The organism is Microbacterium aurantiacum (genome assembly GCF_040532595.1).
Lineage (GTDB): Bacteria > Actinomycetota > Actinomycetes > Actinomycetales > Microbacteriaceae > Microbacterium > Microbacterium chocolatum_B.
Genome location: NZ_JBEVYX010000001.1, coordinates 808,244 through 822,602 on the forward strand (window position 1 = coordinate 808,244; position 14,359 = coordinate 822,602).

Annotated in this window: 13 protein-coding genes; 3 read left to right on the forward strand and 10 right to left on the reverse strand. The window is 71.8% G+C overall.

The genetic code is table 11. From position 1 onward, the window contains the following. Nucleotides 1-298: 298 nt before the first annotated feature. A complete protein-coding gene (locus ABXJ56_RS03940; protein ID WP_353998417.1) occupies nt 299-3,811 on the reverse strand; it encodes a family 43 glycosylhydrolase in 3,513 nt (1,170 codons plus the stop codon). Between the two features lie 148 nt (nt 3,812-3,959). Between ABXJ56_RS03940 and ABXJ56_RS03945 the strand changes: the two genes are divergently transcribed. The 3 genes from ABXJ56_RS03945 (at nt 3,960) to ABXJ56_RS03955 (ending at nt 6,787) form a co-directional block, all read left to right on the forward strand. After that, nucleotides 3,960-4,874 carry an oxygenase MpaB family protein gene (locus ABXJ56_RS03945; protein ID WP_353998418.1) on the forward strand — a complete coding sequence of 305 codons (915 nt, stop codon included), beginning with the start codon at nt 3,960-3,962 and terminating at the stop codon, nt 4,872-4,874. 156 nt (nt 4,875-5,030) lie between these two features. After that, nucleotides 5,031-6,302, forward strand: a complete 1,272-nt coding sequence (locus ABXJ56_RS03950; protein ID WP_353998419.1) for an MFS transporter — start codon at nt 5,031-5,033, stop codon at nt 6,300-6,302. Nucleotides 6,303-6,445: 143 nt separating this feature from the next. Further along, nucleotides 6,446-6,787 carry a DUF2834 domain-containing protein gene (locus ABXJ56_RS03955; protein ID WP_353998420.1) on the forward strand — a complete coding sequence of 114 codons (342 nt, stop codon included), beginning with the start codon at nt 6,446-6,448 and terminating at the stop codon, nt 6,785-6,787. A 15-nt stretch (nt 6,788-6,802) separates the two neighbouring features. On the opposite strand, the gene ABXJ56_RS03960 is transcribed toward ABXJ56_RS03955, so the two are convergent. From ABXJ56_RS03960 to pcaH, 9 genes are all read right to left on the reverse strand, one after another. After that, nucleotides 6,803-7,621, reverse strand: coding sequence for an IclR family transcriptional regulator domain-containing protein (locus ABXJ56_RS03960; protein WP_353998421.1), 819 nt, complete (start codon nt 7,619-7,621; stop codon nt 6,803-6,805). Between the two features lie 38 nt (nt 7,622-7,659). After that, nucleotides 7,660-8,826, reverse strand: coding sequence for a thiolase family protein (locus tag ABXJ56_RS03965; RefSeq protein WP_353998422.1), 1,167 nt, complete (start codon nt 8,824-8,826; stop codon nt 7,660-7,662). Beyond that, nucleotides 8,823-9,494, reverse strand: coding sequence for a 3-oxoacid CoA-transferase subunit B (locus ABXJ56_RS03970; protein ID WP_353998423.1), 672 nt, complete (start codon nt 9,492-9,494; stop codon nt 8,823-8,825). Before ABXJ56_RS03970 ends, ABXJ56_RS03965 begins: the two co-directional genes overlap by 4 nt. After that, a complete protein-coding gene (locus tag ABXJ56_RS03975) occupies nt 9,491-10,231 on the reverse strand; it encodes a 3-oxoacid CoA-transferase subunit A (protein WP_353998424.1) in 741 nt (246 codons plus the stop codon). Before ABXJ56_RS03975 ends, ABXJ56_RS03970 begins: the two co-directional genes overlap by 4 nt. A 100-nt stretch (nt 10,232-10,331) precedes the next feature. Then, on the reverse strand, nt 10,332-10,748 hold the full coding sequence (gene pcaC, locus ABXJ56_RS03980) for a 4-carboxymuconolactone decarboxylase (protein ID WP_353998425.1): 417 nt from the start codon (nt 10,746-10,748) through the stop codon (nt 10,332-10,334). Then, nucleotides 10,745-11,560 (reverse strand): alpha/beta fold hydrolase, encoded by an 816-nt coding sequence (locus tag ABXJ56_RS03985; RefSeq protein ID WP_353998426.1) that lies wholly within the window; start codon nt 11,558-11,560, stop codon nt 10,745-10,747. The genes pcaC and ABXJ56_RS03985 overlap by 4 nt, the downstream gene beginning before the upstream one ends. Continuing rightward, the gene (locus tag ABXJ56_RS03990; protein WP_353998427.1) at nt 11,557-12,939 is read right to left on the reverse strand and encodes a lyase family protein; all 1,383 of its coding nucleotides are present in this window, start codon (nt 12,937-12,939) and stop codon (nt 11,557-11,559) included. The genes ABXJ56_RS03985 and ABXJ56_RS03990 overlap by 4 nt, the downstream gene beginning before the upstream one ends. After that, entirely contained in the window at nt 12,929-13,498 is a 570-nt protein-coding gene (gene pcaG, locus ABXJ56_RS03995; protein WP_353998428.1) for a protocatechuate 3,4-dioxygenase subunit alpha, read from the reverse strand. Before pcaG ends, ABXJ56_RS03990 begins: the two co-directional genes overlap by 11 nt. Then, nucleotides 13,498-14,313 (reverse strand): protocatechuate 3,4-dioxygenase subunit beta, encoded by an 816-nt coding sequence (gene pcaH, locus ABXJ56_RS04000; protein WP_353998429.1) that lies wholly within the window; start codon nt 14,311-14,313, stop codon nt 13,498-13,500. The genes pcaG and pcaH overlap by 1 nt, the downstream gene beginning before the upstream one ends. Between the last annotated feature and the right edge of the window lie 46 nt (nt 14,314-14,359).

The following is a 14,359-nucleotide window of genomic DNA, read 5'->3' on the forward strand; positions in this document are numbered from 1 at the left end:
GATACTCCTTCGTATCTGTCGTCATGCACAGGCGCGCTGCGCGGTGGGGGACCGCAGCGCCGGATCTGTGAACGCCCTTAAGTGTTACCGTTAACAGAGCGAAACGCACAACCCCCTTCTCGAAAGTTTTCCGCCCGCGTGGACGGCGCGCGAGACGCCGTGGCGCGGCCGGCGGACAGGCCGGGAAGGGAGCGCAGCACCCTCCTCCACCGCTGCGTTCCCTCGTCGACACACCCGTACCCGCTAGACCGGACCCGACCTCCGCATAACATCTCTCATCTGGGTTTTCCTACGTTCTTCAGCGCGCTCCACATGCGACCTCGGGGTGAGAGAGCACGGACGACACCGTCCGCGGCTCCCCCTCCACGGTCGCCGAGGCGGCGAGGGTGACCACGGCCGCGGGAACGGCGGCCTGACGGGTCGTGAAGGCGAAAGACGCCTTCTTCCCGGGCGCAAGTGCAGCGACGGTCTTGGATCCGTACGAACCTCTGATGGTCACGGCGGCCGGCACCTCCTCGCCGTTCGAGACGGTCACGACCTGCAGCACCGTGCCGGCGAGGCATCGGGTGGACAGCACGCCGGTGACGTCCAGCGCGGGTTCGGCGACGGGACGGACGAGGACCTCCACCTCCACCTCGCGATTGCCCGGCGCCACCTCCTCATCGGCTTCCATGTCGAAGATCGGGAGCCCATCGGCGGCGAAGTGCACGCGCCGCACGAACGTGTCGCGCCCACTCAGTCCGTTGGTGTCGGTGCGCGCGTGGAAGACGTAGAGCAGGTTGTCGTTCTCGTCGCGCGACCACATCCCGTGCCCCGTGCCGAGCTGCCACCCCCCGTTGAACAGGCCGGACTTCTGGATGGGGTACCCGAGCTTCGACCACAGCGCCGGATCGGTGAGGTCCGCTCCCGCTCCGGCGGGGGCCGTGAGCAGCCCCGTCGTGTACGAGTCGCCCACGAGGGAGCCCGAGTAGATCATGTACAGCGTGCCGTCGTGCGCGTGTACGTTCGGCCCCTCCGCGATGAGGTTGTCCCACGCGTACTCGGGCGGCGTGAGACGCACCGGGGCCGAGGTCAGTCGCGTGGGGTCTGCCGGATCCATCTCGGCGATGAAGAGGGAACCGAGCATCTGCCACGAGTAGTACGACGTACCCGAATCCTCGAAGTAGGTCATGTCGAGCGAGATCCCCTGGATGGGGTTCAGGATGGCGCCCTCGGCGGTCAGCACCTCACGGGGCTTGCTCCAGTTGCCGGGAACGGCCGGGTCGAGGTCGTTGCCCTCGGCATCCTGCTGCAGCTGCATGATGCTCGCGCGCCCGGTGAACATGTCCGGACGTCCGTTCGAGCCGTCGTAGCAGGGCATGAACAGGATGGACAGTCGCCCGCCGATCACGTGATACTCGGGCGCCCAGAAGCACCCGGTCATCACCCGCCCCTGCGCATCCGTGTCCCCGCGGCGGAGCAGGTCGACCTCGACGTTCCGCCCGGCACGGAGGGCCTCGTCCGAGAGGTCCTCGATCCGATCGGCGATGCGGATCGGCATGTGCGCCCCGCCCTGCGGGTCGATGTTGGCGCCGTAGAGATCCTCCGTCGCGATCATGAGGAACTTCTGCTCGCCGTTGAGCTGGTACCGGAAGATCGACGGGTCGGCGCGCTCATCGGCGAACGGGGTGGCGTACTGCGGCACCTCGAGCTCGCCGCGAACCGTGTACGTCCCCGGAGTGTCGGCGTCGACCGCCGCGACGGATGCCGCGTCCCACGCGATGCTGCGGGACGCGGTCGAGCCGTCCGTGTACGCGAGTTCGGCGCGAGCCGGCAGCGCGCTCGGCCCGAAGGACTCGCCGGCGTCGAGCTCGACGGCGTCGAGGGCCTGCACCGTGGTGTTCGACACGCGGCCGAATCGCACCTCCAGGGCCCGAGCGAGCGCAAGGTCGACCGCGACGGCATTGCCGCCCGCGTAGTCCTCGACATCCGCGTCGTCCACGGTCGTGATCGCCGACACCGCGCCGCGACGCACCTCCCCCCGCGACTGCGGATCCGCGAGGTCGGCGAACGAGGTGTACATCGGCGCCCCGGCGTCGCTCGTCCAGGCCACGAGGTAGCGGTCCGAGGCGCTGTCGAAGATCGCCGCAGGCCGGTTGACGCCGCCCGTCACGCCGAGATCGATCATGCCCACCTCGTCGTAGCTGCGGAGGTCGGCACTGCGCGCGAAAAGGACGCTCGAAGCGCGTGTACCGTCGTCCGCTCCCCCGCGGGCCGTTCGGGTGGCGATCACGCCGAAGCCGCCGTCGGCGAGGTGGAACACGTGCGGATCGCGAAGACTCCGGATGAGGTTCTCGCGCGGTCCCGCCACGGGGATCTCGGCCGAGGTCTTCGGGAAGAAGATGCCGTAGTTCTCGTTCAACGGCGTCCAGCCGTCGCCGTCGGCGAGGGCCAGGTGCATGCTGAGCGCGACGTCGGCGTTGTTCGCGACGTCCGACGACGTCGGCGTCCGGTGATAGGCGAGGATGCGGGTGACCTCGTCCGCGGGCAGGACGCGGACCGAGAAGGTGCGCACGCTGCTCGCCGCCGTCGCCGCATCGGTCACGCGCACCTCGACGGTCGCGTCGGTGGTCTCCTCCACGGAGAAGACCTCGCCCTCCACCACCGCGTCCGTGTCCGCCACGATCTCCGCCGTCGTCCCCGGCGTCGCCGCGGGCAGCGGGTCGCCGGAGACGACCTGCGCGGGGATCACGAACAGGCCGGCGAGACGGTCGATCCGCTCCTGCGCCGTTTCGCTCGAGGGCCGCACCGTCACCCGGATCGTCTCGGTCGCCTCCTGACCACGGACGGCCGCGATGGCCGTCAGCGTCACCTCGACGGGGGCCGATCCGGCGAGCGGGGCGTCGACCGTGCCGTCCGGTGCGACGACATCGGGTGCGCTCGACTCCCACGCGACGCGTCCGGCGGAGGTCGGCAGGTCGATGTCGGTGCTCGTCGTCAGATCCGACAGCTCGAGCCCGTCCAGCAGCTGCTGCGCCCGGGCCCGGAGGTGCTCGACGTGCGGTTCGGCATCCGTCAGGGAGAGCTCCATGATCTCGGATGCCGGCAGCGCGCGGTCGTAGACGTGGAACGAGGAGATCGCCCCCTGGAAGAGCGGGTCGGGCCACGGCGCACGTCCGATGGTGTTCAGCGACTGGTCGGCGACGTCGGCGGGCGTCCCGATCATGGCGCCCTCGGCGACCCGCACGCCGTCGAGGTACAGTGCCGCGCGACCCGTATCGCCGTCGACGACGGAGGCGACGTTCACCCACTCGTCGGCGCCCACGCCGCACGACCCGCGGGAGACTAGGCGCTCGACCCCCGCGGTCTTGAGGCCGATGAGCGGGGAACGACCCGACCCGCAGTTGAGGGACGAGAAGAAGTACTCCGTCGCGGCGGATTCACCGCCGATGTTCCACAGGAAGTGGAAGCCGTCGAGCATCGCCTGAGACGCGCGGACCTCGGCGACCACCGTCGCCGAGGTCGCCGCGGCGAGCAGGTCGTCCGGCAGCTCCACCCAGTTGCCGGTCGACGTCTTCGCGCCGCCGCGAAGCGTCAGCGCCGAGCCGGTCCAGTCCGACGGCTGCAGGTTCCGCACGGTCGCGGCGCCGACACCGGAGCCGCCGGCGACGTTCGGCACGGATGATCCGGCGCTCTGCCTGAAGTCGTACGAGGCGACGAGACCCGTGGACGGGATCGCGGCGGTCGCGGACGCGGTCCCTCCGAGACCGGCGACGAGGGCGGTCACCGCCGCCGCCACGACGACGAGATGGGCACGGGCTGATGCGGGCATCGGACTCTCCATCGAGTTCTCTGCGACCGGGACGTCCCGGCCGACGAACCGCGCCGGCGCGGTTGTTATCGCTCACGTTAGCGGTAACGAGATGGACGCACCACCCTTTTCCGGACCCCGGGTCCGAAGCGCGTGGCACGCTGGAGGGGTGTCCTCCGCACCTCGAGCCACCGCACGCGAGCCCCTGCGCGCCCGCCTGCTGACGACGCTCTCCGGCGATCCCACCGGGCAGCCGCCGTGGGTGCGGGCCCTCGCAGAAGGCGACGACGCGGGGTACTTCCGCGACGGCGGCGCGGTGTGGACGGTGCACGCGGGGCTCGGGACCCTGGTCGCCGGCATCCGCGCGCTCCTCCTCCAGGCCCTGCACCCGGGGGCACTCGCCGGCGTGCACGAGTACTCGCGCTATCGCGAGGATCCGGCGGGGCGACTGGTCGGCACCGTGCGATGGATCCTCTGCGTGACCTACGGGTCCACCGCACAGGCTGATCGCGAGACAGGCCGCGTCGCGCGCCTCCACGAGCGAGTGCGCGGTTCATACGACGCCGCCGACGGGCCGCGCGCCTATTCGGCCGGCGATGCGGATCTCGTCGAGTGGGTGCACATCGCCTTCACCGACGCCTTCCTCGGGAGCCACCAGCGCTGGGGTGGCCCCATCCCGGGCGGCGCCGACGCCTACGTGGCCGAGTGGAGCCGTGCCGGCGAGCTCATGGGACTCACCGATCCACCACGGACCGAAGCCGATCTGCACAGCCGCCTGCGGGGATTCCTGGATCGCGGCGAGCTCCGCCGGGACGAACGCGTCGACGACGTGGTGCGATTCCTTCGCGGCATCCGATTCCCGGGGGCGATGCGCGTGGCCTACCGCATCCTCTTCGCCGCCGCGGTGGCGAGCCTCCCCCGCGAGTACCGGAGGGTCCTCGGACTCCGGCGCGTGTGGTGGCCGGCCGTCACGCTGACCCGGATCGTGCTCGCGGTGTCGGCGCGCGCCCTCGGCGAAGGGCCTCGCGCCCAGGACTTCGCGCGACAGCGCCTGCGTCGCCTCGGCGTCGAGCCGGCATCCTGAGGTCCGAGCACCCGCCGACGGCAGTCCCACCCAGGGCTCTCCCATGTGCACCCGCTAGCATCGAAGGTTGATCCGGGGTGCATCTACCTGGCCCGACGCGGGACGAAGGCGGCACGACATGCCGCGGCAACCCGCGGCGCGAGACACAGGAAGCAGATGTACAAGACGATCGCCGCACCACCACGCACCTCCCTCCTCCGCGAAGCGGGGGTCGCGTACTTCCCCATCGCCCTCATCGCGCGACTACCGTTCGCGATGCTGGTCGTCGGGATCCTCACGCTGATCGTCGCCGCGCGCGGCTCGCTCGCCCTCGGCGGGCTCACGTCCGCCGCGACGGGTCTCGGCACCGCCCTCATCGGACCGCTCCTCGGCGCAGCTGCGGACCGCTTCGGGCAGCGTCCGGTGCTGCTGGTCGCGGGGACCGCCAACGCCCTCCTGCTGCTCGCTCTGTCCTGGCTGGCCTTCTCGCCGGCTCCGGATGCCGTACTCCTCGTCGTCGCCTTCGCCATCGGCGCCTCGATGCCGCAGGTCGCGCCTCTCTCCCGCAGCCGCCTGGTCGGCATCATCGGACGCTCGTTCGCGCGGGATCGCCGCGAGAAGGTGCTGAACGGCACGATGGCGTACGAGTCGGCCGCCGACGAGATCGTCTTCGTGTTCGGTCCCGTGATCGTGGGACTCCTGGCCACGACCCTGAACCCGGTCGCTCCCGTCGTGGGTGCCGCCGTGCTCGCCCTCGTCTTCGTCACGGCATTCGCCCTGCACCCCACCGGCCGCACCGCCACGGCTCACCCGGCATCCGCCGCACCCGCACCCGTGCGCACCGACGGCGGTCAGGCCATCACAGCGGCCACCGACATCGTCCAGGCCCCCGCACGCGAGCTCGCCGCACCGGCGCTCGTGACGACCGTGCTCGGCACGCTCGGAATGGGTCTGTTCTTCGGAACGATGCTCACCTCCCTCACCGCCTTCATGGACGAGCGCGGCGTGCCCGAGCAGGCGGGCCTCGTCTACGGCGCGATGGGGATCGGCTCGGCCGCCCTCGCCCTCGGTGTGGCGTTGTTCCCGGCGCGCTTCACCCTGACCGCGCGGTGGCTGGTGTTCGGGTCGATCCTCCTCGCCGGCAGCCTCACCCTGCCCCTCGCGCAGGACGTCATCGGCATGGCCCTGTGCCTGCTGCTCATCGGCATCGGGATCGGTCCGACCCTCGTCACCCAGTACAGCCTCGCCGCCCGGCACAGCCCGCGCGGGCGGTCGGCGACGGTGATGACGATGCTCGGCTCGGGCGTCGTCGTCGGCCAGTCCGCGGGTGCCGCGGTGACGGGACTCGTCGCCGAGACCGGTGGAGCGGCGGTCGCCCTGATCGCGCCGATCGTCGCGGCCGCCGTCGTGCTCGGCGCCGGTATCGCCTCGGCCCTCGTCCGGCGCTGACCTCGCGCAGACGCGCTCAACGCCCGCGCCTCGACGCCCAGGTGTCGCTCGCGGCCCCTTCGGGGACGCCGAGGGGGCGACGACTGCCACACGACAGGCGTGGCGGATGCGGCGGGGCACGGTATCCGCGCGAGAATGCGCCCATGACCCGCCACGTCACGCCGCTCGCCATCGCCTATCTCGTCCTGGCCGTGGCGGGCCTCGTGGGGACCTGGTGGTTCAACGCGCTCGCGATCGTGCAGATGAACGACTTCGTCACGGATCTCGTCACCGGCGGCCCGGCGGTGTCGTCGATCACGGTGGACCTCCTCGTCGTCGCGATCGCCGGAAGCGTCTTCATCCTCGTCGAGGCGCGGCGTCTGCGCATGCGGTTCGGCTGGCTCTACGTCGTGGGGTCCGCGGTGACGGCGTTCGCCTTCACCTTCCCGCTCTTCCTCGCGATGCGACAGCGCCGCCTCACCGAACTGGCGCACGCGCAGTCGTAGCCCTCCGGCCGAGGATCACCGCGGATGCTGCAGCCGCAGGTTCTCGTCGATGCGCCGCGCCGTCTCCACGAGCGCGGGGAGGATGTCGCTCCGGGCGCGATCGGCGTCGATGCGTGCGGACGGGAGGGCGACGTTGACAGCGGCGATCACCCGGCCGCGCGCGTCGTGCACGGGGGCGGCGACGGACAGGAGGCCGGTCTCGAGCTCGCCGTCGACGAGGGCCCAGCCCTGCGCGCGGACGTCCGCGACCGCACGCAGGAGGTCCTCGGGATCCGTCAGCGTCGACGGCGTGTGCGCCTCGAGGGGCGAGCGCTCCAGCAGCGCGCGCACCTCGCCGTCGTCGAGGGCGGCGAGGAGGACGCGGCCCATGCTGGTCGACGCCGCCGGGAAGCGCGTGCCGACGGTGATGCCGACGCTCATGATGCGGCGGGGCGCCACGCGTCCGACGTAGACGATGTCGGTGTCGTCGCGCACCGCCGCCGAGGCGCTTTCGTCGATGCGTTCGGCGAGGTCGACCAGGTGCGGCTGGACGAGCGCGGGGAGCTGCGCGGCGGAGAGGTAGCTGAACCCGAGCTCGAGCACGCGCGGGGTCAGCGAGAACACCCCGTCGTCGGATCGGACGTAGCCGAGCCCCTCCAGGGTGAGGAGGAACCGTCGGGCGGCGGCCCGGGTGAGGTCGGTCCGGCGCGCGACATCGCTCAGGCGGAGCGCCGGGTGATCTCCGTCGAACGCGCGGATGACGCCGAGCCCGCGCGCGAGGGACTGGACGAAATCCGTCGACACGCGGTCCGCGGATGCCGGTCCCCCTGCCTCGCCGCCCGCCGTCTCCGTCACGCCCCCCACGCTACCGGTGGCGCGGGCGACCGTGTCCGTCACCGTTCGAGGACGACCGCGAGTCCCTGGCCGACGCCGATGCAGAGCGCGGCGACCGCGACCCCGCCGCCGCGGCGGGCGAGCTCGTGGGCGGCGTGCCCGATGATCCGTCCGCCCGAGGCGCCGAGGGGATGCCCGAGGGCGATCGCTCCGCCGTGGATGTTGACGATCTCGGGGTCGAGCTCGTCCCACAGCTGCAGGCACGCGAGGCTCTGCGACGCGAACGCCTCGTTGAGCTCGACGAGGTCGACGTCCGCCCAGGTCTTCCCGGCACGGGCGAGGGCCCGGTTCGCAGCTTCCACCGGCGCGACACCGAACACGTCCGGATCGTTTCCGAAGGCCGCGCGACCGGCGATGCGGGCGAGCGGCTCACCGTCCAGCTCGCCCTCGCCGGCGAGGAGCAGCGCCGAGGCCCCGTCGTTGATCGAGGACGAGTTGCCCGCGGTCACGCTGCCGTCCGCCGCGAACAGGGCCTTCAGGCCCGCGAGACGCTCGAGGGTGGTATCCGAGCGGATGCCCTCGTCCCGCGCGAGCTCGCTCCCGGGGACCTGGACGATCTCGGCGTCGTAGGCGCCGGACTCCCACGCCGCGGCGGCCAGGCGGTGGCTTCGCAGCGCGAAGGCGTCCTGCGCCTCGCGGGAGATGCCGTGGATGCGCGCGAGCTTCTCCGCGGACTCGCCGTTGGAGATGGTCCACTCCGTCCCGAGGGCGCGGTTGGTCATCCGCCAGCCGATCGCGGTGTTCCACAGCGTCTGATTCCCTACCGCCGGCCACGGCCGAGGCGACTTCTCCACCACGAAGGGCGCACGGCTCATCGACTCGACGCCGCCCGCGACGATGACCCGCGCATCGCCGGACTCGATCGCGCGAGAGCCCTGGATGACGCTCTCGACACTGGAGCCGCACAGACGGTTGACCGTCACGCCCGGCACGGACGTCGGGTACCCGGCGAGGAGCGCGCTCATGCGGGCGACGTTGCGGTTGTCCTCCCCCGCCTGGTTCGCGTCCCCGAGGATCACGTCGTCGATGCGGGCGGGGTCGAGGCCCGCGCGCTCGACGATCGCCCTCAGCACGACGGCGGCGAGGTCATCGGGCCGCACCCCGGAGAGGGCGCCCGCGGCGCGGCCGAACGGGGTGCGCACCGCGTCGTGGATGTAGGTGCTCATGCCGAGGTCCCCTCTTCCTGGTCGATCGGATGCCCGAGCGTCAGACCCGTCAGCTCCTCGAGGAGCGCGACGGTGTTGTCGCCGAACAGCTGCCGCACCCGGAATCCGTCCGGAGTGACATCGAAGACGGCGTGGTCGGTGTAGACGCGGCTGACGCAGCCCACGCCCGTGAGCGGGTAGGTGCACGCCGCGACGAGCTTCGCGCCGCCCTGCTTCGTCAGCAGATCGGTCATCACGAAGACGTCCTTCGCGCCGATGGCGAGGTCCATCGCGCCCCCGACCGCGGGGATGGCGCCCGGGGCACCCGTCGACCAGTTGGCGAGGTCGCCCGTCTCGGACACCTGGAACGCCCCGAGCACGCACACGTCGAGGTGCCCGCCGCGCATCATCGCGAACGAGTCCGCATGGTGGAAGTAGGCCGTACCGGGACGCTCGGTCACCGGCTGCTTGCCGGCGTTGATGAGGTCCGGGTCCACCGCGTCGGCCTCGGGCGCGGGGCCCATGCCCAGCATCCCGTTCTCCGTGTGCAGGATGATCTCGCGCCCCTCGGGGAGGTAGTCGGCGACGAGGGTGGGTGCGCCGATACCGAGATTGACCACCGCGCCCTCCGGGATGTCGGCGGCGATCAGACGCGCCAGGTCGTCACGGGGGATCCGGCTCGCGCTCATCGTGCGGCTCCTTCGATCGGGCGACCCTCGATGTCGACGCCGCCGCGGAATCGTCCGTCCTCCAGCCAGCGGCGCTCGCCCACCACCACGAGCCGATCGACGAAGATGCCGGGGGTCACGACCGCCTCCGGGTCGAGAGCGCCGAGCTCGACGATCGCGTCGACCTGAGCGACGGTCGTCGTCGCGGCGGTGGCCATGACCGGGCCGAAGTTCCGCGCGGTCTTGCGGTAGACCAGGTTCCCCCAACGGTCGCCGGCGAGCGCGGAGATGAGGGCGTAATCCGCCCGGATCGGATACTCCAGGACGTAGTCGCGACCATCGATGGTGCGGGATTCCTTTCCCCCCGCGAGCTGCGTGCCCACGCCCGTCGGCGAGAAGAAGGCCCCGATGCCGGCACCGGCGGCCCGCATCCGCTCGGCGAGGTTGCCCTGCGGGACGAGCTCCAGCTCGATCCGGCCGTCGCGATAGAGCTCGTCGAAGACCCAGGAGTCGTGCTGGCGAGGGAAGGAGCAGATGATCTTCCGCACGCGCCCGGTGGCGAGGAGCGCCGCGAGGCCGGTGTCGCCGTTGCCCGCGTTGTTGTTCACGATCGTGAGGTCGTCCGCGCCCTGGGCGATGAGGGCGTCGATGAGCTCCACGGGCTGGCCCGCTCGCCCGAACCCGCCGATCATGACGGTCGCGCCGTCCGGGATGCCGGCCACGGCGGCCGCGGCATCCGTCACGGTCTTGTCGATCACATCGCCTCCCGTATTGTTCGCAATGCGTACATGTGTACGTATTGTGATCAGTGTACGCCGCAGCGACGCTCCACGCCAGGGCGGAGAAGGCGCGGCCGGTTCACTCGTCGGCGGCGAAGACCTCGGAGGCGATGCGGAAGGCGGTGTTGGCGGCCGGGACGCCGCAGTAGATCGCGGACTGGAGGATGACCTCCTGGATCTCGGCGATGCTCAGGCCGTTCCGTCGCGCCGCGCGCAGATGCATCGCGAGCTCCTCGTGGTGCCCGAGGGCGATGAGCGCGGTCAGCACCGCGACAGAGCGCGAGCGTCGGTCGAGGCCGGGACGCGACCAGATGTCCCCCCACGCGTACCGGGTGATGAGGTCCTGGAAGTCGGCGGTGAGGGGCGTGGTGGCGGCGACCGCTCGATCGACATGCGCGTCGGAGAGCACCTCGCGACGGACCCCCATCCCCTGCGCGTGGCGTTCGCCGTCGGTCAGGCCCTCGCCGTCGGATCGCGGGGTCACCGGTCGTGTCATGCCTGCTCCTGCTCGTGGTCGTCGGTGCGGGCGGAATCGGACGCCGACCCGAAGAACGCCGACAGCGCCGCCACCGTGGCCGTGGGATCCTCCGCCGGTGGGAGGTGGGCGACGTCCGCGATCCTCCTCGCGCGCCCGCGGACGGCCGCGTCGGCGATCTCGCGCGCCTTCGCCTCCGGGGCGACGGCGTCGTGCTCACCCCAGAGGGCGAGCACCGGCATCCGGAGCTCGGACAGCCGCGCCCGCACGTCGAAGTCGGCGAGGGCCTCGCAGCAGCGCGCGTAACTCTCGGCATCCGCGTCGCGCAGCGCATGCAGGAGGCGCCCGGAGAGGTCGGGCCGTCGTTCGACGGACCCCGGGGCGAACCAGCGCTGCGCCGACGGGATGATGAGGGCCGAGGTCGACTGGGCGCGCACCGTGGCGGCGCGCTCGTGCCAGGCCGCGGGGTCGCCGAGCTGCGCGCCCGAGGCGACGATCGCGAGCCGGTCGACGAGATCCGGATGCCGGAGCCCGAGCTCGAGCCCGACGGCGCCGCCGAGCGAGACGCCGGCGTAGGCGGCGGGGCCCTCCGCGAGGGCATGGATCCCCTCCGCGACGGCGTCGGCGAGATCGGCGACGGAGAACGGTGCGTCGGCGGGCGCGGAGGACCCGTGTCCCGGGAGGTCCCACGCCGTCACGCGGTGGCGCACGGCGAGCTGGGGGACGACGTCCTCCCACAGGATGGCGGACGTCCCGAGCGAAGGGCCGAGGACGACGAGCGGCCCGCCGGCGGGGCCCACGGGGGCGGTGAACGACAGCGTCGGGGCGGTCATGCGTCCTCCTGGCGATGGACGGGACCCCGGCGGTCGTCCGCGTGGAGGGCGCGTTCCACGAGGATGTCGGCGAGACCGGTGTAGCCCGCGGGGTCGAGCAGCGCGTCCGCGTCCCGATCGAGGTCGTGCTCGCGGATCGCCGCGCGCACGAGGTCGCCGAGGTCCTCCCCCGCACCGGCGCGCGCGACGAGGGCGGCGATCGCCTCGCGTCCGATGTGGGGGCCGAGGACCAGCGACAGGCGCTCGGCGACCACGAGCCCGCCGGTCTCGTTCAGATTCGTCGACGCGGCCACCGTATCGACCCGCAGATGCGCGGCGAGGGACGACGCGTGCCACGCGGCACCGAGGGCGAGACGCAGGAGCTCTCGGAGCGTCGGCCACTCGGCGTGCCACGCGCCGTCGGGGCGCTCGTCGACGGCGAGCGCGGAGGCGAGGTGGAGCGTCGCCCCGAGCTGCGGCGCCCGGAGGGCGGCCGAGCGGATCAGGACCGCCTCCGCGGGGTTCTGCTTCTGCGGCATGGCGGACGACCCCCCGCCCACCCCCTCGGCGACCTCGCCGATCTCGGTGCGGCTGAGGGTCGCGACATCCGCCGCGAACTTGCCGAGCGCGTCGATGGACTGCACCAGGGCGTCGCCGATCTCGGTCACGGGGTCGCGGAGGACGTGCCAGGGCCCGTCGGGTGCCGCCAGGTGCGCGTGCTGCGCGAACGCCGCGACGAGCTCCTGGGCCCGCTCGGGGGAACCGGTGACCTCGATGAAGGACGCGAGCGTCCCCCCGGCACCGGCGAGCTGCGCCGGGAACTCCAGCGCCTCCAGCCGGTCACCCGCGCGACGGAGGCCCCGCTGCCAGTTCACCGCCCGAAGGGCGAAAGTGGTGGGCACAGCATGCTGGGTGAGGGTGCGCGCGACGACGACGTCTTCGCGGTGCCGCTCGGCGAGCTGCAGCAGCCACTCCTGCGCGTGACGGATCGAATTCGACACCTGTGCGACGGCACGCTGGGCGACGATCATGATCGCCGAATCCCAGATGTCCTGGCTCGTCGCTCCCCGGTGGACCCACTCCCGCGCGTCCGCGGGCACGCGGGCCTTCATGACCCCGACCAGCGGGATGACCGGATTGCCGCCGGCGACGGCATCCGTCGCCAGCGCCGCCGGGTCGATGCCGGAGGACGGGCGGATGCCGCGATCCGCGCGGAACTCCTCCCGGATCGCCTCGACGACCTCGGCGGGCGCGAGACCGATCGTGCCGTACGCCTCGGCGAGCGCGACCTCCGCGCCGACGAGGGCGTCGAGGAAGCGGTGGTCGGAGACGAGCTCGTCGTGACCTGCGGTCACCGGCGACAGCAGCCCGAGATCGAACCCGGGGACGTCAGAAGGCAAGGAAGACGGTCTCCTTCTCGCCCTGCAGTCGGATGTCGAAGTGGAGTCCGCCGTCGGGCGTGCGCGTTGCGATGAGGCTATCGCGCTCGTCGGGGCTGAGCGACGACAGGAACGGGTCGGCGGCGAGGAGCTCGGGCGAATCCGGCAGGTAGATCCGCGTGTGGAGCTTGTTCGGGAGACCCCGCGCGTAGACGATCGCCGCGATGAACGGGGCCTTGCCGTCCTCCGCGCCGGGGTTGCGCGTCCAGAACTCCCAGTGCCCGTCGTCGGTGGTGAAGGTGCGCCCGAATCCGGTGAAGGTGTGGTCGTCACGGCGGAAGGCGCCGCGAGCCCGCGGCACGGAGCCGTCGGAGTCGGCGGAGAATATCTCGATGAACGCGTCCGGGATCGCGTGGCCGTTGCCGTCGGTGACGGTGCCGCGCAGCACGATCGCCCCGGGGGAGTGCGGGAAGACGACCTGGTTCATCTTCGGGTACTCCACGCCGTACGCGAAGAACGGCCCGACGGTCTGGCCGGGGGTCGGGGCGAGACGATCGCCGGTTCCGGGCTGCTCGCTCATCAGTGCTCTCCCTCGTTCTCGAACCACGTCGCGTCGGGACCGTCTACGACGATGTCGAACCGGAAGCCCATCGAGAACTCCGGAACGGTCAGATCGTGGTCGTAGACGCCGACCAGCCGGTCCCGGTCCTTCTGGGTGCGGATGGTGTTGTAGATCGGATCGAGCGCGAACAGCGGGTCGCCGGGGAAGTACATCTGGGTGACGATCCGCTGGGTGAACGCCGACCCGAACACCGAGAAGTGGATGTGGGCCGGCCGCCACGCGTTGACGTGGTTCTTCCAGGGGTAGGCGCCCGGTTTGATCGTGGTGAAGCGGTACGCGCCGGCATCGTCGGTGATGATGCGGCCCGCGCCGGTGAAGTTCGGGTCGAGCGGTGCGGGGTGCTGGTCGCGCTGGTGGATGTAGCGTCCGGCGGCGTTGGCCTGCCAGATCTCGACCAGCTGGTTGCGCACCGGCCGGCCCCACGAGTCGCGCACCGTGCCGCTGACGGTGATCCGCTCGCCCTGCGGCTCGCCGGTGTGTTGCAGGGTGAGGTCCGACTCGATCGCGGCGACGTCGCGCTGGCCGAACGCGGGCGAGTGCAGCTCGATCGTCTCGGGATCGACGAGCTTCGGGTTCTTCGTCGGATGCCGGAGGATGCTGGATCGGTACGGCGGGAAGTCGTAGAGCGTGGCGGGGACGTCCTCCCCCGCGGCCACCCGACGCTCCGCCGCAGCGTGCACGTCGATGATCTCCTGCGTGATGGCGGCCTGGCTCACCTGGTCCGGCGACGCCAGGAGCGTCTCCGGCGCGGCCGCGGACGGGGTCTCGGTCATGGATGTCTCCCTCGACATGACGATCGGGCACTCCATGGTGCGGCGC